General features: G+C 71.4%; 19 protein-coding genes and 2 pseudogenes. 9 read left to right on the top strand and 12 right to left on the bottom strand.

Annotated features, from left to right (window positions below):
* Positions 1-19: 19 nt before the first annotated feature.
* The 4 genes from Q0Z83_RS36035 to Q0Z83_RS36050 are packed head-to-tail and all read right to left on the bottom strand — an operon-like array spanning position 20 to position 3079.
* A complete protein-coding gene (locus Q0Z83_RS36035) occupies positions 20-697 on the bottom strand; it encodes an endonuclease/exonuclease/phosphatase family protein (protein ID WP_317787712.1) in 678 nt (225 codons plus the stop codon).
* 11 nt (positions 698-708) lie between these two features.
* Positions 709-1656, bottom strand: coding sequence for an ROK family glucokinase (locus tag Q0Z83_RS36040; protein WP_317787713.1), 948 nt, complete (start codon positions 1654-1656; stop codon positions 709-711).
* 25 nt (positions 1657-1681) lie between these two features.
* Positions 1682-2602, bottom strand: coding sequence for a hypothetical protein (locus tag Q0Z83_RS36045; protein WP_317787714.1), 921 nt, complete (start codon positions 2600-2602; stop codon positions 1682-1684).
* 24 nt (positions 2603-2626) lie between these two features.
* Positions 2627-3079, bottom strand: a complete 453-nt coding sequence (locus Q0Z83_RS36050; protein ID WP_317787716.1) for an SRPBCC family protein — start codon at positions 3077-3079, stop codon at positions 2627-2629.
* Between the two features lie 138 nt (positions 3080-3217).
* Between Q0Z83_RS36050 and Q0Z83_RS36055 the strand changes: the two genes are divergently transcribed.
* The gene (locus tag Q0Z83_RS36055) at positions 3218-4894 is read left to right on the top strand and encodes a sensor histidine kinase (protein ID WP_378078661.1); all 1677 of its coding nucleotides are present in this window, start codon (positions 3218-3220) and stop codon (positions 4892-4894) included.
* A 7-nt stretch (positions 4895-4901) separates the two neighbouring features.
* Positions 4902-5570: a response regulator transcription factor gene (locus tag Q0Z83_RS36060; RefSeq protein ID WP_014688640.1), complete on the top strand. Its 669-nt coding sequence runs from the start codon at positions 4902-4904 to the stop codon at positions 5568-5570.
* Between the two features lie 6 nt (positions 5571-5576).
* On the opposite strand, the gene Q0Z83_RS36065 is transcribed toward Q0Z83_RS36060, so the two are convergent.
* Both Q0Z83_RS36065 and Q0Z83_RS36070 read right to left on the bottom strand, forming a co-directional pair.
* A complete protein-coding gene (locus tag Q0Z83_RS36065) occupies positions 5577-5999 on the bottom strand; it encodes a DUF4395 domain-containing protein (protein WP_317787721.1) in 423 nt (140 codons plus the stop codon).
* A gap of 8 nt (positions 6000-6007) precedes the next feature.
* Positions 6008-6502, bottom strand: coding sequence for a MarR family winged helix-turn-helix transcriptional regulator (locus Q0Z83_RS36070; RefSeq protein ID WP_317787722.1), 495 nt, complete (start codon positions 6500-6502; stop codon positions 6008-6010).
* Positions 6503-6570: 68 nt separating this feature from the next.
* Between Q0Z83_RS36070 and Q0Z83_RS36075 the strand changes: the two genes are divergently transcribed.
* The gene (locus Q0Z83_RS36075; RefSeq protein ID WP_317787723.1) at positions 6571-7878 is read left to right on the top strand and encodes an MFS transporter; all 1308 of its coding nucleotides are present in this window, start codon (positions 6571-6573) and stop codon (positions 7876-7878) included.
* On the opposite strand, the gene Q0Z83_RS36080 is transcribed toward Q0Z83_RS36075, so the two are convergent.
* The 6 genes from Q0Z83_RS36080 to Q0Z83_RS36105 form a co-directional block, all read right to left on the bottom strand.
* Positions 7856-8302, bottom strand: coding sequence for a TlpA family protein disulfide reductase (locus Q0Z83_RS36080; protein WP_317787724.1), 447 nt, complete (start codon positions 8300-8302; stop codon positions 7856-7858). The genes Q0Z83_RS36075 and Q0Z83_RS36080 overlap by 23 nt on opposite strands.
* A gap of 20 nt (positions 8303-8322) precedes the next feature.
* Entirely contained in the window at positions 8323-10293 is a 1971-nt protein-coding gene (locus tag Q0Z83_RS36085; protein ID WP_317787725.1) for an ABC transporter ATP-binding protein, read from the bottom strand.
* Between the two features lie 254 nt (positions 10294-10547).
* Positions 10548-11678 carry a glycosyltransferase family 4 protein gene (locus Q0Z83_RS36090; RefSeq protein WP_317787726.1) on the bottom strand — a complete coding sequence of 377 codons (1131 nt, stop codon included), beginning with the start codon at positions 11676-11678 and terminating at the stop codon, positions 10548-10550.
* Positions 11678-12934 (bottom strand): M48 family metallopeptidase, encoded by a 1257-nt coding sequence (locus Q0Z83_RS36095; protein ID WP_317787727.1) that lies wholly within the window; start codon positions 12932-12934, stop codon positions 11678-11680. The genes Q0Z83_RS36090 and Q0Z83_RS36095 overlap by 1 nt, the downstream gene beginning before the upstream one ends.
* A gap of 122 nt (positions 12935-13056) precedes the next feature.
* Complete coding sequence (locus tag Q0Z83_RS36100; protein ID WP_317787728.1) at positions 13057-13278, bottom strand: hypothetical protein; 222 nt, start codon at positions 13276-13278, stop codon at positions 13057-13059.
* Positions 13279-13373: 95 nt separating this feature from the next.
* Complete coding sequence (locus tag Q0Z83_RS36105) at positions 13374-14828, bottom strand: NYN domain-containing protein (RefSeq protein ID WP_317787729.1); 1455 nt, start codon at positions 14826-14828, stop codon at positions 13374-13376.
* Between the two features lie 106 nt (positions 14829-14934).
* Here Q0Z83_RS36105 and Q0Z83_RS36110 point away from each other — a divergent pair, with 106 nt between their 5' ends.
* From Q0Z83_RS36110 to Q0Z83_RS55975, 6 genes and pseudogenes are all read left to right on the top strand, one after another.
* Positions 14935-16737: a DEDD exonuclease domain-containing protein gene (locus Q0Z83_RS36110; RefSeq protein WP_317787730.1), complete on the top strand. Its 1803-nt coding sequence runs from the start codon at positions 14935-14937 to the stop codon at positions 16735-16737.
* 158 nt (positions 16738-16895) lie between these two features.
* Positions 16896-18680: a RelA/SpoT family protein gene (locus tag Q0Z83_RS36115; protein WP_317787731.1), complete on the top strand. Its 1785-nt coding sequence runs from the start codon at positions 16896-16898 to the stop codon at positions 18678-18680.
* A gap of 31 nt (positions 18681-18711) precedes the next feature.
* Positions 18712-19227: pseudogene (locus tag Q0Z83_RS36120) on the top strand (NUDIX domain-containing protein); the annotation flags it as partial.
* A 320-nt stretch (positions 19228-19547) separates the two neighbouring features.
* Positions 19548-20381, top strand: a complete 834-nt coding sequence (locus Q0Z83_RS36125) for a sugar phosphate nucleotidyltransferase (protein WP_317787732.1) — start codon at positions 19548-19550, stop codon at positions 20379-20381.
* 549 nt (positions 20382-20930) lie between these two features.
* The gene (locus tag Q0Z83_RS36130) at positions 20931-21218 is read left to right on the top strand and encodes an Lrp/AsnC family transcriptional regulator (RefSeq protein ID WP_093610781.1); all 288 of its coding nucleotides are present in this window, start codon (positions 20931-20933) and stop codon (positions 21216-21218) included.
* Positions 21219-22061: 843 nt separating this feature from the next.
* Positions 22062-22229, top strand: a pseudogene (locus tag Q0Z83_RS55975) (EscE/YscE/SsaE family type III secretion system needle protein co-chaperone); the annotation flags it as partial.
* Between the last annotated feature and the right edge of the window lie 52 nt (positions 22230-22281).

The following is a 22281-nucleotide window of genomic DNA, read 5'->3' on the forward strand; positions in this document are numbered from 1 at the left end:
ATCCTCGCAGACGGCGAGCCTAGGAGGAAGGGAGCAAAAGGTCCGCGACGATCGGTAAGTGATCACTCGCGACGCGTGCCTGCTCGGTCGAGATGATCTCGTAACGTTCGATGCTCACACCGGGGCTGACGAAGAGCCCGTCGATGCGCCGACTGGGCGCCCCTGACGGGAAGGTGGGTTCGTCGGCCGTCGAGCCGAGCAGCCCGTCCTCGACCATCCGCCAGGCGCCGCCACCCGGCCCCTCGTTGAGGTCGGCGGCCACGATCACCGGGCCGTCCAGCTTGTCCAACTCGGTCTTCCAGTGCTGCGCCTGGGACGGCCGCTCGTTCGCGTCGGTGGCCAGATGCGAGCCGGAGACGGTGAAGGTGGCGCCGCGCACCGCGCCCTCGGCGAAGACGGCGCCCCGCAGGTGCCGGCCCGGGGTGAGCGGGTACCGCATGCACCAGGTCCGGCGGATCGCCACCCGCAGGCTGACCAGCAGGAGATTGCCCAGCGACGGCAGGCCACCGGCCGCCACCACCAGGCCCGTCTCGGAGGCGAGCAGGGCGCATTTCTGCCGCCACCGGAACCGGCGCGGCGCCTCCTGCACGACGAGGACGTCCGGGGCCAGGTCACGGACCAGGCCGGTCAGCGCGGCCCGATCGTCCCGCAACCCGTGGACGTTGTAGCTGACCACCCGCAGCGGAACCCCGGACATCCCCGTCGTCCTCAGCCGCGCCGGGCCAGGTCGGCCGCGCCCACCACACCGGCGGCGTTACCCATCCGGGCCGCGTGGATCTCGGCGACCGGGAAGCGGTCACGGTTGGCGAGCTGTTCCCGGTAGGTCCGTTCAAGCGGCCCCATCAGCAGCGGCCCCGCGTCGATCACACCGCCGCCGATCACCATGATCTGCGGGTCCAGGCTCTGGGCGAGGTCGGCCAGCGCCACCCCGAGCCAGTAGCCGACCTGGGCGAAGGCGTCCATCGCGACCCCGTCACCGGACCGGGCCGCCTCGGTGATCTGTCGGCCGGTGATCGCCAGGGCGTCGCCACCGGCGAGTTCGAGCAGCTTGGCGGCGCGCTCCGGCTCCTGTCGCGCGCCGGCCCGGCCGAACCGGACCAGGGCGTTGCCGCTCGCGTACTGCTCCAGGCAGCCGAGCCGCCCGCAGCCGCACGGATGCCCGTCCGGAACCGACTGGATGTGCCCGAGCTCGGCGGCGATGCCGTTGGCGCCGCGCCACAGGTTGCCGTTGACCACGATCGCACCGCCGATGCCGGTACCCACCGTGATCATCACCATCGACTCGGCGTGCTTGCCGACGCCGAACCGGAACTCCGCCCAGGCGGCGACGTTGGCGTCGTTGTCCAGCACCACGGGCAGGCCGGTGGCCTTGCCCACGTAGTCGCGCAGCGGCTCGTCCCGCCAGGCCAGGTTCGGCGCGAACAGCACCATCGAACCGGTGGCGTCGATCCACGCGGCGGCGCCGATCCCGATCGCGGTCGCCTGCGGGTACTGCTCCACCAGCTCGGCGGCCACCTCGACGATCGTGTCGCGGGTGCCGGCCGGGTCGTCCGCCGGCGTCGGCCGCCGGTTGGACGCGAGCACGTTGCCCAGCTCGTCGACGACACCACCGGCGACCTTGGTGCCGCCGACGTCGATTCCGATGGTCAGCGTCACGCTGCCCGTCCCCTCTGCAAACAGTTCACACCGCGTCGCCGGGGCGGGCGTCGTCGCCCTGGCCCGGCTCGCGGTCCTCGGGCGCCGAAGCACCCAACTCATGATCCACGCTACGGGGCTCGGCCGTGTCGTCTGCGGCCACCTCCACAGCCGTGGCCATGGCCCACACGTCGCCACCCGTCCGTGATCCTCCGGCAACCGGGCCGGGGACTCCACGGTCCGGGGTCCCGGCCGCGCGGGCCTTCCCGGCCTGCTCAGCCGCGCGGGCGTTTCTGGCCTGCTCAGCCGCGCGGGCGGTCCTCGCCTGCTCGACGGCGCGGGCCACGGCCTCCTCGGCGGCGGCGGCCCGGGCCCGGGCGGCGGCGGCCGCCTCCCGCGCGGCGGCGGCGCTGGCGGCTCCCCACGGGTCGCTCTCCGCGTCGGGCGCGGGCGTCACGTCGGCCACGGCCGATCCCGGCTCGGCCGCCCGCGTCGCGGCGTCCGCCGACCGGGTGGCCGCGGACCAGGCGCGGTCCGACGAGGAGGGCGAGGAAGCGGCGGGCGCGGAGCCAGCAGGCGCGGAGCCAGCAGGCGCGGAGCCAGCAGGCGCGGAAGCGGCGGGCGCGGGACGGCTGCGCGGCGCCGGGGTGCGCGGGCGCTCGGCCGCCATCGACGAGAAGGCGCGCATCAGGCCGGCCACCCCGGTCGCGATGTCGCCGGCGCTGGCGGCCAGCCGCTCGGCGGTCTCCGGGCTCGGGTCACGGACCGCCGCGATCGCCTTGCAGACCGGGCACACACAGCACTCGGCGCTGCCGGTGGACAGATCGTCCCGGTTGAGCATGCCGATCAGGCCGGCGACCGACTCGCCCAGGAGACCGAACGCGTCTCCGGAGCCGCCGCCCGCCGAGGTCCGGGCGAGGATCGCCGCGACCAGCCGTTCGGCCTCCTCACGAGCTGATCCGGGCATCTGGCGCTCCCCTCGGCCGGCGGCTCAGGCCGCGGGCAGGCTCTCGACGCGGCGCTTGAGCTCCTTCAGCGCCGTATCCATGATCATTTTCTCAGCCTTGCGGCGGAACATGCCCAGCATTCCGATCGCGAGATCCACCGCAAGGGTGTACGTCACGGTCGTACTGCCGTCCGCGTTCTCCACCAGGTCGTAGGAACCCTCCTGGGAACGCTGCGTCTTCGACGGCTCGACCAGACTCCACTCGATCCGGGACAGATCGTCGGCGTACGCATACTCCAACGTGTACTCGTCGATCAGCACCGTGGCGTCGATCTGGAACCGCACCTGCGCGGCGTAGTCGTCCTCGTAGCGCTCGAGGACCTCCACCCGCTTGATCGACTCCGCCCACTCCGGGTAGCGCGCGAAGTCGCAGATCACCGCCGCCACCCGGGCCAGGGGCGCATGGACCTGAATCGACTGTGTCGAGGTGTCCGCCATGTACGCGAGGCTACCCGCCGGGCACGACCGATCGCGCGGCCGGGGCGGCGTCCGTCCGAGGTACCCCCGGGGATGTGACACCCGGCCGGGCAACGCTCCGACGAGCCGATGTCGGCCCCTCCCGATACCATCCGTCACGTGCCAGCACTCGCCAGTGGTTCCGTGCGCATCCGACCGGCCGAAGCCGCGGCCCGCGCCGTCATGCTCGTGCTGGTCGCCGCCCTGACCTACGCGTTCACCGGCAGCGCCGCCCAGCTCGGCTGGATCGCCCTGTTGGCGGTCGCGGCCGCGCCCTCCTTCCTGGCCCGCGGGCACGCCGTGCTGGCCCCGCTCGGGCGGTTCGGCGAGGTCCTGGTGACCTGCCTGGCCGCCGGTTCGGTCGCCGACGCGGCGGATGTGGCGGGCCGGGTCACCAACGGCTTCGGCGCCGAGGCGGTCCTGCCCTACCTCGCCGTGCCGCTGCTCACCGCGGCCCTGCGGCGCCGCCAGGCCGAGGGCATGGCGCTGCTCGGGGTGTCCGCCGTCACCATGGCGGTCAGCGGCTTCGCCTTCGGCACGCTGGAGGGGGGCTACTACGCCGTCTGCGTCCAGTGGCTGGTGCAGGGCGCGATCATCACCTTCGCCACCGAGACGATGCGGCAGCTGCTCCAGCCGCCGGATCCGACCCCGCAGCCCTATGCCGAGGCCACCCGCCTGCTGACCCAGCTGCGCAGTGTGGCCCGCTCGCTGCCGGGCGCCACCCTCGACCCGGGCGGCATCTCCGAGCATCTGCTGGAGGAGTTGCGCGTGGTCGCGCCGGGGCACCGGGCGGCGGTGCTGTCGGCCAGCGGCGGCGGCCGGCTGGTGGTGCTGGCGCAGACCGGCGCGGAGCGGGTCGACTGGGAGACCACGCTCGACGCCGATTCCGGCATCGCCGACGCCTGGGCGACCCAGCAGCCGCAGACGGCGAGCCGGTCCCAGGCGCGCAGTCATCCGGGGGGCGACGTGTCCTCGCTGGTGGTGCCGCTGGTCGCCGGGGTGCGCACGATCGGGCTGGTCATCCTGGAGACGGATGCCTCCGGGGCGTACCCGTCCGCGGTGGTCCAGGCGGTGACCGAGGTGACCGGCCCGGCCTCGCTGCGGCTGGAGGCCGCCCTGCTCTTCGACGACGTGCGCTCCCTGGCCACCAACGAGGAGCGCCAGCGTCTGGCCCGGGAGATCCACGACGGCGTGGCCCAGGAGCTGGTGATGGTCGGCTACGGCATCGACAACGCGCAGGCGACGCTGCCGGAGGGGGCCGAGGAGACCGCCGAGGAGCTGCGCACGCTGCGGGCCGAGGTGACCCGGGTGATCACCGAGCTGCGGCTGAGCCTGTTCGAGCTGCGGTCCGAGGTCGATCGCAACGGCGGCCTGGCCGCGGCCATCGCGGAGTATGCGCGGACCCTGGGCACCAGCGCCGGCCTGCGGGTGCACTTCACGTTCGACGAGTCGACGGCCCGGTTGCCCGCCGCGACCGAGGCCGAGCTGCTCCGGATCGCCCAGGAGGCGATCACCAACGCACGCAAGCACGCGGGCGCCTCGAACCTGTGGGTGACCTGCACCGTCGACCCGCCTTACGCCGAGATCGAAGTGTCCGACGACGGCAAGGGGTTCGCAGACACGCGACCTGACGGCCGATACGGTCTTACCATCATGGCGGAACGCGCCGAACGCATCCGAGGCCGACTCAAGATCACGCCGCGACACCCCAGCGGGACAACCGTCGCTGTAGTGCTCGGAACACCGCCTCGGCGCGATAGCGTGCGGGATAGCGTTTCAGCTCCAGAAGGGGAGTAACCCGAGCATGTCGACCAGTCCTGCGCCGACGACGCGCACCAAGGTCCTCCTTGTCGACGATCACGATCTGATCCGTAAGGGGCTGCGACACGCATTCGAGCGCGACCGTCAGTTCGAGGTCGTCGGCGAGGCCGCCACGGCGGCGGAAGCGGTGCGCCAGGCCGGCGCACTCCAGCCGGATGTCGTGATCATGGACCTGCGCCTGCCCGACGGCAGTGGCCTGGAGGCGACCCGCGCCCTGCGGAAGAACAACGCCAACATGGGCATCGTGGTCCTCACCATGTATGCCGGTGATGACCAGCTCTTCGGCGCTCTCGAGGCCGGGGCCAGCGCGTTCGTGCCGAAAACCGCCCCGGCGGACGAGGTCGTGGCGGCTGCCCGGCATGCGGCGTCGGCGCCCAGCGCGTTCACCGCGGCCGATCTGGCCGAGGCCATGAAGAGGCGTCTCGCCCCGTCCGGCCCGCAGCTCTCGCCGCGTGAGGGTCAGGTGCTGCGTCTGCTGGCCGACGGCATGAGTGTCGCCGGCATCGCCAAGCAGCTGTTCGTGTCGGAGTCGACGGCGAAGACCCACATCTCGAAGCTCTACGAGAAGCTGGGGGCGGCCAACCGGGCCCAGGCGCTCATGACGGCGCTGCGGCTGGGTCTGCTGGAAGCGCCGGACGCCCCCAAGTTCTAGACAGATCTAGACAGATTCGGCGTTTCTGTATTTCAGACGCCGAATCAAGATATACGTCTCGCAGCCTAGGCAAAGTCCGAAAGCTGCGTTGAGAAACGCGGCGAGCAGCCCGAAGGCTGCCGCCGTGATGCCGACCGCGCTCACCCCGGTGAGATAGCCCGCGGCGGAGACGGCCAGGAAGGTGAAGCCCACGAGTTGGGCGAACCGCACGGGGGCGGCCGGCTCGCGCTCGGTGGGCGGACCGAGGCGCGGCAGCAGCACGGCCCGGAAGATCAGCGGATAGGGTCCGCGGCGCGGGTCCCAGGCGGTGATCGCGAAGACGACCGCCTGGACGAGGGCGAGCAGGCCCGAGCCGGTGATCAGCACGAGCGCGATGACGATGGTGGTGAGAACTGCGGCGAAGCGCTGGCCGCGGGGGTCGAGTTCCATGGAGCCTATTATTCCTCCAGGGAAAGTAGGACTTTCCGCAGCAGTCCGTTGAGCTGCGTCAACTCCTCGAAATCGAGTGCGGCGAGAGCCCGTTGGTCGACCGCCATGCCCTTGAAGATGTATTTGCTCCACATTTCCCGACCCTTCTGCGTGGGTCGGACGATCACCCGGCGCCGGTCGGTGCCGTCGATCTGACGCGTGATCAGACCCGCCTCGTCGAGGCGGTCGAGCCGGCTGGTCACCGCCGCCCGGGTCACGTTCAACGCCTCGGCGAGTTGCGCCGGGGTCGCCTCGGTCGGCCACGGCTGCACCATCAGCACATGCAGGGTCTTGTAGTCCTGCACGGTGAAGCCGTCGTTGAAGATCGCCAGGTCAGCCCGGTCGATCCACCGCTGGATGAACTTCATCCGGACCAGGGCGCCCTCGACCTCGGGGGCGAAGGCGGGCTCGTTCTTCCAGAAACTCGCCCACCGGGCGACGTGCTGGTCGACGCTGTCTTCCATGGCCCCATTCTGCCACCCGTCTGACTATTCGATTGCTAATAGTTAGACGCTGAACTAATGTCCCCGCCATGACCCGTGACTTCCGGCTGCTCGCGATCGGCCAGGGCTTCTCCTGGCTCGGTAACGCCTTCCAGACCGTGGCCCTCGCCGTCGCCGTCATCGCCACCGGTGGCGGCGCCCGCGACTTCGGCCTGGTGATGGCGACGAACATCCTCACGCTGCTGGCCGGCACACTCTTCGGCGGCATCTGGGCCGACCGGCTCCAACCCCGGCGGGTCATGGTCGCCTCCGACCTGATCCGCTTCCTCGCCACCGCCGGCATCGCCGCCATGTTCGCCACCGACGGCTACCACCTGGCCCTGCTCTGCGCCCTCACCGTCGTCTCGGCCGGCGCCGGCAGTTTCTTCAGCCCGGCCATGAGCTCGCTCAAACCCCTGCTCGTTCCGGCCGAGGACCGGCAGAGGGCGAACGCGACGCTCAGCCTGCTCCAATCGGCGTGCGGCGTGGCCGGTCCGGCCACCGCGGGCATCACCGTCGCCGCCTTCGGCGCGCCGGCCGGATTCACCATCAACTCGGTCAGCTTCCTCATCTCCCTGGTCGCCGCCGCGATGATCCGGGTACGGGCTCCGCGCGGCCCGCGTACCCCCATGCTGGGAGAATTGGCCGCCGGACTGCGGGAGATCCGCAGCCGCGACTGGCTGCTGGCCAACCTGCTCGGCGCCACCAGCTACCACATCGCCAACGGCGTGATCCTGGTCCTCGTCCCGTTGGTGGCGATGGAACGGCTCGGTGGCGCGCACGCGATCGGGTGGATCGCCGCCGCCGAGGGACTGGGTGGCGTGATCGGCTCGGCGATCGGCATGCGGTTCCGCCCGCGGCGGCTCCTACTCGCCGGCCTCTTGGCGCTGCCGCTGATGTCGGTGTGGGCGTTCTCCTACGTCTGGCCCGGCACCCTGGCCGCCATCATGATCGGCGCCGTGATCGGGTACGCCGGCCTGCTCTTCTACGACGTCGCCTGGGACACCTCACTCCAGGAGAACGTGCCGCACCGGTTCCTCGGGCGGGTCGCCTCGTGGGACTACCTGGCCTCGTTCCTGGCGATGCCGGTGGGCAACATGATGGCCGACCCGCTGGCCGACCGGTTCGGCATCGACCGGGTGCTGACCGCGTGCGCGTGTGTGCTGCTCACGGCTGCGGTCGCGATGCTCGCGGTGCCCGGCTCCCGGCGCCTGACCCGCACCGGCCGGCCGGCCGAGGATTCCGATCGGGACCTGCCGCCCAGCGACTCGACACCGGCCGTGGATTCCGGCCGGGACCTGCCGCCCAGCGACCCGACGCCGGCCGCGGTCCTGGTCAGCGACCCGCACCGGGACTAGGAACCAGGTCCGCCAGGGCGGCGATCAGGTGCGGCTTCGTCGGCACCCCGGTCGCCCGGCGGACCTCACGCCCCTCGGCGTCGAGGATCAGCAGTGTCGGGGTACGCCAGATGCCCAACTCCCGGACCTCGTCGAGGTGGCTCTCGGCGTCCACCTCGACATGCCGCGCCCCGGGCATCATCGCGGCGACCTCGGAACTGACCCGCCGCACGGCCCGGCACGGCGCACAGAACGCGGTGGAGAACTGGAGCAGCGTGGCCGACCCCGGCTCCACCCCGAGCCGTTCCAGCACATCCTTCATACGCTGATCTTCGCTCGCCCCGGGCGTGACGGCCAGCCGTCCCTCGGACCGGCGACGCCACAGCCCCGCCGCAATGCCCATGACCAGCACGATCACGACCGCGCCTATACCTACCGGATCCATCGGATAACTGTGTCACGGGATCACTCGGACCGGTAGGCGTCGGCCTGCAGCGTGAACAACTGCGCATACAACCCGTCCGCCGCCATCAGCTCCTCGTGCCCACCCTCCTCGACCACCACCCCGTGATCCAGGACGTAGATCCGGTCGGCCTCGCGGACACTCGCCATCCGGTGCGTGATCAGCACGACCGTCCGCCCGGCGGCCAGATCCCGCAGCCGCCGGTAGACCTCGTGCTCGGCCCGCGCGTCCAGGTTCGCCGTCGGTTCGTCGCAGATCAGCAGCGACGCGTCCCGGTGGAAGGCCCGGCTCACCGCGAGCCGCTGCCACTGCCCGCCGGACAGGTCCGCGCCGTCGGTGAAATGCCGGGACAGCAGCGTCTCGTACTGCCGGGGCAGCTCGACCACGAACCCGTGCGCGTCACCGGCCCGCGCCGACTCCTGCACCGCGGCCAGGGTCGCCGGCCGGTCGTGCCGCCCGATCGCGATGTTCAGCCGGGCCGACAGCGGCCACCGGGTCGGCTCCTGCATCACCACCGCCACCTGTTCCCGCATCGCCTCCGGGCCGACCCGTGCCACGTCCACGCCGTCCCAGGTCACCCTGCCCTTCTGGGGCCGGTAGAGCCCGGCCAGCAGGGCCGCCAGCGTCGACTTGCCGGAACCGTTCTCGCCGACCAGCGCGATGATCTGCCCACGCCGCAGGGTCATCGACACACCGTTCACCGCGGGCCGGTCGGCGTCCGGGTAGCTGAACGTCACCTCGTCCAGCCGGATCTCCCGGAACCCGTCGGGCGCCGGCCGGTCCGGCTCCGGCTCGGCGTGCGACAGCGACATCTCACAGAAGCCCTGGAAGTCCGAGAAGTACAGACCCTGCTCGTAGACCCGGTTCGCGGTGAACGCCAACTCGGTCAGCTTCCCGATCCCGATGTTGATCGCGTAGGCGGCACCACCCGCGGCGGCCAACTCCATCCGACCCGTCCACAACAGCCACAGCAGCACCACGTACGCCAGACCGGTCGCCAGCCCGCTCAACGCCTGCCCGACCAGGTTGGTCCGGACCTTCCGCCCGATCACCCGGATCTCCTCCAGGGTGGAGATCCGCAACAGGCGCCCGACCTCGGTGAGCAGGAATCGGCGTACCGTGAAGGCTCGCAATTCGGCGGCCGGCTCCCGGGCCGCCAGCAGGTAGGCGAGCATCCGCTGCCGCCTCCACACCGCGATCAGGCGCAGCTTGCTGCGGTAACCGAGCTTCGCCGAGCGCACCGCGGCCCAGGCCGTCGGCACCACCGCGAGCACCAGCATCGGCAGCAGCACCGGATGCAGCACCGCCAGCACACTCGCCGCCGCGGCCAGCCCGACCAGGTGGGTCAGCACCTCGATGCCGTGATCCACCACCTGCTGCGCCGCGAAGATCCCCCGGTCCCGGGCCCGTTCCATGGCGTCCCGCCACCCCGGATCGTCGAACGTGGCCAGATCCACCCGCGTCGTCAGATCCAGCAGCCGCATCTCGGCGGCCTCATAGACCATCGGCGACAGCCGGCCGTGCGCCGCCGTGGCGGCCGACGCGAGCAGTCCACGCAGGGCAAGAGCAAGGATCAAGAGCAGCAGCGATGGTACGGCCGCCCGCACCCGTTCCGGAGTGGGCCCCGCCTGGAGCAACCCGTCCAGGACACCCACCACGCTGATCAGGCCGACCGCGGCCGCCACGCCCGCCGCGACCTGAAGGATCAGGACCGCCAGGGTGGTCCGCGGGCTGGCCCGCCAGCCCAGGAGCCAGGCTTCCCGGAGCAGTCGCGGCAGTCGCCGGACCATCTGCGGGAACGAGGTGTTGGCCGCCTCCTCGGTGCTGGTCAGCCAGTAGGGCAGCTCCAGCTCGCCGTCGTCCGGCACGGGCGGCATCGCGTCCGGGCCGGCCGGCGAATCGTCATCGATGGGTGGCGCCGTCTGCGGGGCAGCCGCAGCGGCCGGACCGGACTCAGTGGTGGGATCCGCCATCGACGGCCGCCTCTCGGGTCCCGCGCCGGAGCTCCGCGCACGTGACCGGACACGCGACGCACGGGCGGCAGGCTGTTCGGCGTGCCGGAAGCCCCGCATTCGTTCCTACGCCGCGCGGACCGGGAACGTCCACCCCGTTCCCACTCATTCACGCCCGTGAGTCTCTTCACGCCGAACCCGGGGATTCATCGTGGACGCCGCGCCCATCACCCCCGGCCGGCCCTCAGAGCTGCCCAACCACCCTGAAGCTGTGGTCAGCTCTGAGCGGTGAGCAGGTCGGTGAGGCGGGCGGCCTGTGTCTCCCAGCGCCACTCCTGCTCGACCCAGGCCCGGCCGGCCTTGCCCATCGCTGTCGCCTTCGCCGGGTCGGCCAAAAGCTCGGCGACCCGGGCGGCGATCGCCGGGACGTCGGAACCGCCGACCACGTAGCCGGTCTCGCCCTCCCGGACCGCGTCGGGGGCGCCGCCCGAGTCGCCGCCGACCACGGGCAGGCCCGTCGCGGAGGCCTCCAGGTAGACGATGCCGAGGCCTTCGACATCCAGGCCGGCGGCCCGGGTGCGGCAGGGCATCGCGTAGACGTCACCGGCCGCGTAGTGCTCGGGGAGCTCGGCCCACGGGACCGAACCGGTGAAGACCACGTCGCACTCGACGTTGTTCTCCCGGGCCAGCCGCTCCAGCGCCTTCCGGTAAGGGCCGCCGCTGACCAGCAGCAACGCGGCTCCGGGGACGCGGCGGCGGATCTCCGGCAGGGCACGGATCAGCATGTCCTGGCCCTTACGAGGCACCAGCCGGGAGACACAGACGACCACCGGACGGTCGCTGAGCTCGTGACGCCGGCGAACCGCCGAACCGTCCACCCCGGGGTGGAACTTGTCGACGTCGACGCCCGGCGCGAGCCGTCGCAGATCGGTCCGGCCGTGCAGGGCCTTGTCCAGGCGAGTGCGCTGATACTCCCCCAGGTAGGTGAGGACGTCGTTGCCGTCGGCGATCCGTCGGAGCAGGCCGCGGGCACCGGGCAGGGCGGCCCAGCCGATCTCGTGGCCGTGGGTGATGCCGACGGCGCGTTCGATGCCGGCGTTACGGCGCAGGCCGTGGGCGAGCAGACCGAGCGGGGCGGCCGCGCCGAAGAGGACACGGTCACAATCGTTGGCCCGGGCCAGCTCGGCGGCGCGGCGGGCGACGGCCGGGGTGGGCAGGAGCATGCCGGTCTTCTCCCGGACCACCTCGAACGGCTGCTCGGCGTCGAACTCGGCGGCTCCCCGCCAGGTCGACGAGTAGACCACGACCGACCCGGCCGGCTGGCGCACCGCCAGGTTGTGCACGAACTGCTGAATCCCGCCGGGCCGCGGCGGAAAGTCGTTGGTGACGAGCAACGTGCGGCCCATCAGCGGTCTCCCCTGGCCCAGGCTCGGGCGGCGGCCATGCGCTGCACGGTGGACGGGTGCGAGGCGAACATGGTGTGCTCCCAGGACGGCGGGTCGGGGTCGGACAGGTTCACGGTGCCGAGGCGGCGCTGCATCGCCTCGAAGGTCGCGGCGTCACCGGTCAGGGTCAGGGCGTGGGTGTCGGCCCGGGCCTCGATCCGGCGGGACACGAAGGACTGGGCCGGACCGGCGATCAGACCGACCACCGTGGTGACGGCCAGGAGCAGGCCGATGGCTCGGGGCTCGGCGATCGAGTCGACACCGGCCAGATCGAGCAGCCCGCGCCAGGAGCCGAGCAGATAGAGGGCGATCACGGCGAGCGCGGCGCCGAGCGCGCCCAGGATCGTGCCGATCAGCACATCCTGATCCTTGGCGTGGCCCAGCTCGTGGGCGGCGACCGAGACCACCTCGTCGGGGGTGGCCTCGGTGAGCATGGTGTCGTAGACGACGATGCGGCGGGTCGGGCCGAAGCCGGAGACATACGCGTTCACCGCCCGGGTGCGCCGGGACGCGTCGGCGACCAACACGTCCTTGACCGGGACACCGTCGCGGTCGGCCAGGGCCAGCAACTCGGTGCGCAACGGGCCGTCGGCCATCGGGGTGAACCTGTTGAAGATCGGCTCGACGACCACCGGCAGGACGAACGACAGTAGGATCACCAGCGCGGCGGCACCGACCGCGCCGAACGCCCACCACCAGCGTGGCGCGAAGTGGGTGACGGTGAAGAAGCCGGCCAGCACGATCCCGCCGAGCACCGCGCCGACCCCGAACGACTTGAGCAGGTCGGCCGACCAGGCGCCCCAGGTCTGGGTGGAGATGCCGTAGCGGACCACGACGGTGTGCCGCCAGGCCGACAGGGGCAGGCTGATCAGCTCGGCGATCAGGGCGAGGGCGAGACCACCGAGGACGGCCCGGGCCAGCCAGTGGTCGCCGAACGGACGGCCGGCCACCTCGACCAGGCGCGCGCCGAGCGGGGTGAGCCCGAGCACCAGGGCCACCAGCAGACCGAGGGCCATGCCACCGTAGGAGGCCGGCCGCAGCTCGGCGTGGAAGGCGCGGGACCGGGCCACCTGGTCGGCCGGCAACTGCCCGAGAGCGGCCAGCTGGTCGGCGCGCGGTGCCGGCGCGCGATGCCAGGGCACCGTCGCGGCGGTGAACCCGATCAGGGCCACCAGCAGCACGACGAACGCGACGGCCGCCCACAGCCGCGGGCTCACCGCTGGTCCCCTGCCGACATCAAACCCTCCGAGGGGGTACGACGAAACGTGCTCACCGGCGACCAATCCTAGAGATCCGGGTCACCACCCACCCCGGACGGCCGGGGCAGCACGGAAGTTGATCACGCCACGTCACGGCCGGGGCGGAAGATCGGGGCCACGGCCGGCGGCGCCGGGGTCTCCAGCAGCTCCACCTCGAAGCCGGCCAGCTCGAACATCTCGATCGCCCGCAGCTCGCCCGGGGTCAGGTCGGCGATCCCGTCGGGTGTGTCCATCAGCACGCTGACCAGGCACCCGTTGCAATCGACGCTCCGCTCGGCGCAGCGCCCACAATCGATGATCATTACCCCTCCTCATCGGGAGGTCGGCCACGTCCTGGAACAAGCGACGGACCGGCCACCATCGGTGACAGTCACGCTAAGCGAGGGGTATGACAGTTTTACGAGCGCGACAGCCGGCGCAGCAGAGAATCCGCGCCCATCGGGTAGGCGCCGTGCCGCCGGACCCCGTCGGCGACCTCCCGGTCCGAGGAGACCACGACCACCGGGCGACCCGGCGGCTCGGCCCGGACCAGTTGCCGGATCAGCTCGTCGGCGGTGGTGCCCTTCTTGGAGAAGAGCACCCGCACCCCGCGGGGCGCCGGCGGCAGCCCGTGCACCCGCTCGGCCCCGTCGAAGACGACGGTGACCTCGTCACCGGTCTGCGCGGCGATCCCGCCGAGGCCGGTGATCAGCCGTTTGCGTTGCTGCTCGAGGGACATGTCGGCGAAGCCGCGCTTGGTGACGTTGTAACCGTCGACGACCAGGTGCGCCCGGGGCAGGGCGAGCAGCTGGTCGAGGCGGCCGGGGTCGTCGGTGTCCTGGGCGCGGGCCCGGGACCGCTCGGGCGCGCCGGGCCGGTCGGCGGCGGTGTCCGCCACGAAGTCGGCCGGCAGTTTCTCCGCGGGGCCGATGGCCAGCTCACGACGTAACCCGGAGGCGGCCTGCCCGATGGTCTCGATGAGCAGCCAGAGGCGGGCGTCGTCGACGGCGCGGGCGTCCTTGGCCGCCTGTTTGCCGGTGGCGGCGGTCGCTTCGGCGTCGGACAGGCGGGAACGCAGACGGCGTACCTCCGCCTCGTGATCGAGGGTGGCGCGGTTGGCGCGCCCCTTCTCGGTGGCCAGCAGGTCGGTCGCGCGTTTCTGGGCGGCCTGCGCCTCGCGCAGGGCCTTCGCCGTGGTCCGCGCCTCCTCGCGCAGCTGACCCAGCTCCTCACGGACCCGGGCCAGCTCGTCGCGGAGTTTGTCGGCCTCGACCCGGGCGACGGCCCGGTCGTGCTCGGCCCGGGTGGCCCGCTGCTCGGCCGCCCGAACCTGGGCGGTCACGGCGGCGCTGTCGGCCTCGGCCCGGACCGCGTCGCCGGCGGCCGCGATCAGCTCGCGCCAGCCGTCCGGCCGGGCCAGGTAGGCGAGCGCGGCCACCTCCACCGGATCGGCCGCGGCGGGAGCGACACCGCTGGTCACCGCGGTGCCGAGGTCGCCCGCATCGGCCATGATGCGGGTGCCGATGCGCTGCCGGAACAGGGGGTCGGCGACCAGCTGGGCGGCGATGTCCCGGCCGCCGAGACGGGCCCGACGGTTCGGCGCGAACCGGGCGACCCGGCGCAGCGGAACCGGCATCTCGTCGGCCGGGAGCCCGGGCAGGGCGGCCGCGGCGAGCACCGTGATCCGTTGCCGGACCGCCTCCGGAAGCACCGGCTCGGGCGAGAGGTCGAGACCGGCCGACGGCAGCAGGTCGAGATCCGCCGACAGGGACAGGTCGAGATCCGCGTCGGGATCCGGTGAAGACGAGAAGTCCGCACCCTCCGGCACCGCCTCCTCCTCGGGGCGGTCGTCAGGGTTCAACAGCGCGGACATCTCCCCATTCTCACACCGGGGACGACCGATTAGCCCAGCGGAGCAAGTGATCTTTTCCCGCCCCGGGCCCGGTTCATGTCATACCCCCGCTCTATCGTTGCCGCCCGTGACGCAACCGGCCTATGTCCAGGGCACTCTGGACTCCCTGTTGTCCGCCGACGGCTCGGTGGATCCGGCGGCGCTGTCCCTGGCGGACACCACGTTCGTGGTCCTCGACCTGGAGACCACCGGCGGCGCTCCGGACGGCGCCGGGATCACCGAGATCGGGGCGGTCAAGGTGCGCGCCGGTGAGCGGCTGGGCGAGTTCGCGACCCTGGTCAACCCGGGTGAGCCGCTGCCGCCGTTCATCACCGTCCTGACCGGCATCACCGAGGCGATGCTGCGGCCGGCCCCGCCGATCGAGACGGTGCTGCCGGCCCTGCTGGAGTTCCTGCGCGGGGCGGTCCTGGTGGCGCACAACGCGCCCTACGACGTGGGCTTCCTCAAGGCGGCGTGTGCCCGGCACGGCTACCCCTGGCCGAACCCCCGGGTGCTGGACACGGCGGCGCTGGCCCGCCGGGCCCTGACCAGGGACGAGGTGCCCAACCGGAAACTGGGCACGCTGGCGCATTTCTTCCGGTCGCCGGTCCAGCCCAACCACCGGGCGCTCGACGACGCGAAGGCGACCGTGGACGTGCTGCACGGCCTGATCGAGCGGCTGGGCAGCTTCAAGGTGCACACGCTGGGCGACGCGATCGAGTTCGCCAAGGCGGTCACCCCGGCGCAGCGCCGCCAACGGCATCTGGCCGACGGGCTGCCGCACGTGCCGGGGGTCTACATCTTCCGGGCGGCCGACGACAGGCCGCTCTACGTGGGCAAGTCGAACGACATCGCGGTCCGGGTGCGCTCCTACTTCACGTCCACCGAGAAACGTTCCCGGATCTCCACCGAGATGCTCACCGCGGCGGTTCGGGTGGACGCGGTGGAGTGTGCGCATTCGCTGGAGGCCGAGGTCCGGGAGTTGCGGCTGATCGCGGCGCACGCTCCGCCGTACAACCGCCGGTCGAAGTATCCGGAACGGATCGTCTGGCTGAAGCTGACCGCGGAGGCCTTCCCGCGCCTGTCGGTGGTCCGGCGTCTCGCCGACGACGGCGCGACGTATCTGGGGCCGTTCTCGTCGCGGCGGACGGCCGAGCTGGCCGCGGCCGGCGTCTACGACGCCGTGCCGCTGCGGCAGTGCAATCACAAGCTCTCGCTGCGCTCGAAGACGCCGGCGTGTGCGCTGGCCGAGCTGGGGCGGTGCCCGGCGCCGTGCGAGCACGAGATCACCCCGGAGGAGTACGACAGACGCGCCGCCCTCCCGTTCCGGACGGCCACCACGGGCGACCCCGGCCCGGTGATCTCGGCGATCCTGGCCCGCCTCGACGCGCTCGCCGAGAAGCAGCGGTACGAGGAGGCCGCGGTCGTCCGATCACGCCTGATCGCCCTGCTGCGCGCTCTGATCCGGATGCAGCGGCTGGACGCGCTGACCAGACTGCCGGAGGTGGTGGCGGCCCGCCGCGACGACAAGGGCGGCTGGGAGATCGCGGTGATCCGGCACGGTCGGCTGGCCGCCGCGGCGACGTCTCCGCCGAGGGAGCACCCACGTCCGACACTCGACGCCGCGAAGCTCACGGCCGAGACGGTGCTGCCGGGTGCGGGCCCGGTTCCGGCGGCGACCGCGGAGGAGACGGAGAAGATCCTGGGGTGGCTGGAGAGGCCGGACACCCGCTTGGTGGAAACCTCCGGCGACTGGGTGTCACCGGTTCGTGGCGCGGCGCGTTTCTCCGCCCTCCTCACCAGGGCTGAAGCTGCCGCCTCAGGTAAAGACTCGTCCGTTCGCCTATCGGTAACTGACCGTTCGGACGACGCTCGCTCGCTTAGGCTGTAAGGCACGCGCAACTGTCGTAATGAATTCTCGTAGTGACTTGTCACATTTGCGGGTCCGGCCCTTGGCGACCGGCCCTCTCCGATGATTCGCTTGCGATGGAAACGCGAGGCGACTCCACGCACCGGTTGGGCGTGGACGATCGGTGAGGGGGTGTCCGGGTGGACGTCGACGCCGGCCACGGCGCCGCATTCGGTCGTGCCATGCCGACCAGCTCTTCCGAAACGTCCTTCACCCGGCGCCTGCGCTCGCTGCTGAGTTTTCAGAACAACGACGACGATCCGGTCGCCGAGTTGGCTCGCACCCACCGCAGCATCCACGCCTCGGCCGACGTCGCGATCCTGCGCCGCAGCTACCAGATCGCCGAGAGCATGCACCGCGGTCAGATGCGCAAGAGCGGCGATCCGTACATCACCCACCCGCTGGCGGTCGCGCAGATCTGCGCCGAGCTCGGGATGGACACCACCACCCTGGTCGCCGCGCTGCTGCACGACACGGTCGAGGACACCAGCTACACCCTCGAGGCGCTGCAGGGCGACTTCGGCAACGAGGTGGCCCACCTGGTCGACGGGGTGACCAAGTTCGACAAGGCCTATTACGGCAAGGCCGCCGAGGGCGAGACGATCCGCAAGATGATCGTCGCCGCCGGCAAGGACGTCCGGGTCCTGATCATCAAACTGGCCGACCGGCTGCACAACATGCGCACCCTGGGCGCCCGGTCCAACGCCAGCCGCGCCCGCATCGCCACGGCCACCCTCGACGTGCTGGTCCCGCTCTGTGACCGGCTCGGCATCCAGGCCCTCAAACGGTCCCTCGACGACGTGGTGCTCTACCACCTGGAGCCGGATTCGTTCGCCCGGATCGACGAGCACGTACGCAACCGACCCGGCTGGGACGAGTATCTCTCCGACGTCTCACACAAGGCCCGGTCGGCGCTGCGCCGGCAGAAGGTGACGGCCGAGGTGCAGGCCCGGCCCCGGCACTACTACTCGATCTGGAAGGACACCGTCGCCGGCGACCACCCGGTCCCGCTCGACCTGCCCCGGATCGCGGTGGTGGTGGACGGGCCGGACACCGACTGTTACGCGGCTCTCGGCGCGATCCACGGCCGATGGCGCCCGGTGGCGGGCCGGTTCAAGGACTTCATCGCCTCCCCGAAGAACAACCTCTACCGCTCCCTGCACACCACCGTGGTGGGTCCGGAGGGCAAGCTGGTCGAGGTGCTGATCCGGACCGAGACGATGCACCGCTACTCGGAGTACGGCGTCGCCACCAGCTACCGATATCCGAAGGAGTCGGACGAGCCACCCGGCGCCGACCAGCTGACCTGGCTGAAACGGGTGCTCGACTGGCAGCAGGACACCACCGACGCGGGGCAGTTCCTCGACTCGCTGCGATGTGACCTCGCCGAGGGACAGATCACCGTCTTCGCCCACGGCAACGCCTACGAGTTGCCCAGTCAGTCCACGCCGGTCGATCTGGCGTACGAGCTGGGTCCACGCCACGGTGACCAGTGTCTGGCCGCAACCATCAACGGGCGTCTCGCCCCGCTCTCCTCCCCTCTCCGCGACGGTGACGTCGTGGAGATTTTTTCGGAGACCGAAGGCCAGGTCGACACCGAGCCGAACGCGCCTCGCGGCCCCCGCAAGGAGTGGCTCGGCTTCGTCAAGTCCAGCCAGGCGCAGATGCAGATCAACAGGTACTTCGACGAGAAGAACGAACCGGGCATCAGCATCGCCGACAAGGTCCGCCTGGGCCGGGCCACGATCGGGCTCACCCTGCGCAAGCACGACCGCGGCCTGGCCAGTGAAGTGCCGCTGCGCCGGCTCGCCGAGGAGTTGGGCTACCCCGACCTGGAGACGCTGCTGGTCGCCGTCTGCGAGCGCAGCCTGGAGCCGGACGCGGTGGTCGAGCAGCTCATCGCCCTGGTCGACCACCCCGACTGACCCGCGCGGCATCCCCCGTTAGCCTTACCGCGTGGACATTCATCGGCAGATCCGCGGCCTCGCCTATCAGGTCTTCTACGGGCTGCCCCTCCCGATGCGCCGCCACATCGCCCGCCTGGTCTCACCGAAATACCTGGTCGGAGCGGTGGCGATCATCAGGGATTCGGAGGCGGAGCGCATCCTTCTGCTGCGCCAGCCGCCCGGGCGCGGCTGGGGCCTTCCGGCGGGCATCCTCAAGCGCGGCGAGTTGCCCGCGGTGGGCGCGGCCCGAGAGCTTTTCGAAGAATCAGGGGTACGGGTGAAGCCCGGCGACCTGACTCCCGGCAATCCGAACGCGATCGTCCATCCGAACGGCGGCGTCGTCGACACCGTCTGGTTCGGGGCGGTGCCCGCGTCGAGCACGAAGCTGGCGGTGGACGGCGGTGAGGTTCTGGAGGCCCGCTGGTTCCCGGTCGACGCCCTCCCCGACCTGACCTGGCCGACGGCGCGGCTGCTCGGCATCTACGGCCTGGGCCCACGAGCCGGTGAGCTCCCGCCCTCGATTCCCACCGGCACTTACGGCTCCCCCTTCTCGGACTCGGACTCCCGGGCCGCTGTGGCACCCGTTTCGGGCTCCCCGGCTTCGGGCTCGTCCGCTTCCGGCTCGTCTCCTTCGGGCTCGTCCGCCTCCGGCTCGTCCCCTTCGGGCTCCCCCGCTTCCGGCTCATCTCCTTCGGGCTCCCCCGCTTCCGGCTCATCTCCTTCGGGCTCCCCCGCTTCCGGCTCGTCCCCTTCGGGCTCCCCCGCTTCGGGGCCGTCCGCTTCGGGGTCCTCCGCCTCCGTCGCGCCGGTCTCGGGTTCGCCGGCTTCGGGCTCGGGTGGCGGCCAGTGACCGCTGTCGCCGGGGTGGTGCTGGCCGCCGGTGAGGGGCAGCGTCTGCGCCCGCTCACCGCCACCGTGCCGAAGGCGTTGTGCCCGGTCGGCAACCTGGCCCTGCTCGATCACGCGCTGCGCCGCCTGGCCGGGCTCGGCCTGTCCGGCCCGGCCACCGTCGCCGTCAACGCCGCCTACCTGGCCGACCAGATCGTCAGCCATGTCGGCGCCCGCGCCCACCTCTCGGTCGAACCGGACGGCCCGATCGGCACCTCCGGCGGCGTGGCCCGGCTGCGCCCATGGATCGACGGCCGCGGAGTGCTGGTCGGAAACGCCGACGCCTACCTGCACGACCCGTTCCGCGACCCGGGCAAGGACATCGCGGCCTTGCTGGACAACTGGTCCGGCGAAACCGTGCGAATGCTGACGAAACCCTGCTTCCCCGGCGACACCGGAGGCTTCAGCGGCCGCCGTTTCGCCGGTTTCTCGCTGATCCCGTGGCGCTACGTGCGCGATCTGGCGGAGGTCGACAGCAACCTCGTCCGTACCGTCTGGCGCCCCGCCGAAGCCGCCGGAGACCTGGAGTTGATCGCCTACGAAGGCCTCTACCTGGACACCGGCACCCCCGCCGACTACCTGGAGGCCAACCTGCATGCCGCGGCGGGCAACGTCCTCGCCGACGAGTCCGCCCGGGTGACCGGCACGGCCACCGAGTCGGTGCTGGGCCCCGGAGCCCTGGTCGAAGGCACCGCGACACGCTGCGTCCTATGGCCGGGCGCCCACATCCCCGCCACCGAATCCCTCACCGACGCGATCAGGACCGCCACCGGCCTGACGATCAAAATCTGACCCCAGCGGTACGGCCCACCGCCGCCCAGCCTCGCCCGCCCCCCATAGCGTGGCCCAGCACCACCCGGTCCTGGGCCACGCTGCAACGCCCACGAACCACCCGCCCCCGGGCCACAACGCCCACCAAACCACCCGGCCCCGGGCCACAACACCCACCAAACCATCCGGCCCCGGGCCATAACGCAACGCCCACCCGCCGCCCAACCACCCGGGTCCCGGACCACAACGCGACGCCCACCCGCCCGATCTGAAGGCCGCAACGGCAAACGCCGCACCGACCCCAGGCCGAAACGCGGCTTCCGGGCACATGTCCCCCGCGACCCGTCGACCACCGAAGATCGTGGCACCAAGAACCTGCGGGGTGTCTCCGAGGGCTTGAGACAGCGGTAAACGGTCCACGGCTGGCTCCGAGGGCTGTCCGACGGGCCTGGGACCGCTCTGAGGACCAGCCGAACAAGATCGGGACGGGCCGGGCGCATGCGGGAGCGGCACGGGACGGCATAGCATGGGCGCGACCCACATTCGTCCTCATAGGCGAGGAGCCCGCTGGTGAACACCGCCATCGTCCACATCGACTGCGCGACCGACTCGATCCCCGAGGTGGCCGAGGCCCTGGCCGCGCTGGACGGCGTCAGCGAGGTGTATTCGGTGGCCGGCGGCGTAGACCTGATCGCGATCGTCCGCGTCCCACACTTCGACGACATCGCCGAGGTCATCGCCGGCCGCATCTCGAAGACCCCCGGCGTGATCAACAGCGAGACGTTCGTGGCTTTCCGCGCCTACTCGAAGCACGACCTGGAAGACGCTTTCGCAATCGGCCTCCCCGACGCCGACTAGTCCAGCGCCCCCTCCACGACGCACTCAGGCGCCGCTCCCCCGCACCTCAACGCCGCTCCACCGTGCCCCAGCGCCGTTCCATCGCACCCAAGCGCCGTTCCACCGTGCCCCGGCGCCGTTCCATCGCACCCAAGCGCCGATCCACCTCACCTGCGCCGGTCCATCATGACCCGGCGCCGATCCTCCGTGACCCGGCGCCGATCCTCCGCGATCCAGCGCCGATCCTCCGTGACCCGGCGCCGATCCTCCGTGACCCGGCCGGATCACCCGGTGTGGCCGCCCCGCCCGCCGCCTCACCGAAGGTGGCCAGAAGCGGGTCGGCCGCCCCGGCCCGAGACCGCCCCACCGAGGCGATCAGCCACCCCGACCGCATCCAGCCGACCAGCGCGAATACCGCCTCAGCGGGAAGTGTCCCACCGCCCGGGCCGCCTCTTCGGCCGAGTGCCGCACCCGCTGCGGTCTAACGCCGCCCCTCCGCGATCTTGTGGAATTTAGCGAGACAGAGCGCAACCGGGAGCTGATCGGCCGCCTGATGGGGCCGCTGGGCGGAATCTCGTATGCGCTGGTATCCACTACGGCATGAGGCAGACGTGGATGCGGTCGCCCATCCGCAACCGGGGTCGCTCATCGTCGTGGTGGTGTGGATGGAGACCGCATGTAAACCGGTTCGTGGTCGCTGACCGTCGCGATAGCGATAAACGAAATCGCACGATCCAGAATCCCGGGCGCTCGATTGCGAAACCAGAGCGACTGACAGACAGTGCCACCGCGGCTATCGGCTCCGCCTGAAAACTGACCACGTGGTTCCGGGTGAATCGGGACCACCTCCTGAAGCATCGGGAGGTGCTGAACGTGGAGGACTGGGCGGAGATCCGGCGGCTGCGGCGGTCGGAAGGGATGGCGATCAAGGCCATCGCCCGGCGGTTGAAGATGTCACGGAACACGGTGAAGAAGGCCCTGGCCAGTGACAGTCCGCCGCGGTATCAGCGGGCGGCGAAAGCAGCCACAGCGATCACAGGCGCGGCGGTGGACATACCGGTGGACACAGCGACCGGAGGAACCA

Source organism: Actinoplanes sichuanensis, assembly GCF_033097365.1.
Taxonomy (GTDB): domain Bacteria; phylum Actinomycetota; class Actinomycetes; order Mycobacteriales; family Micromonosporaceae; genus Actinoplanes; species Actinoplanes sichuanensis.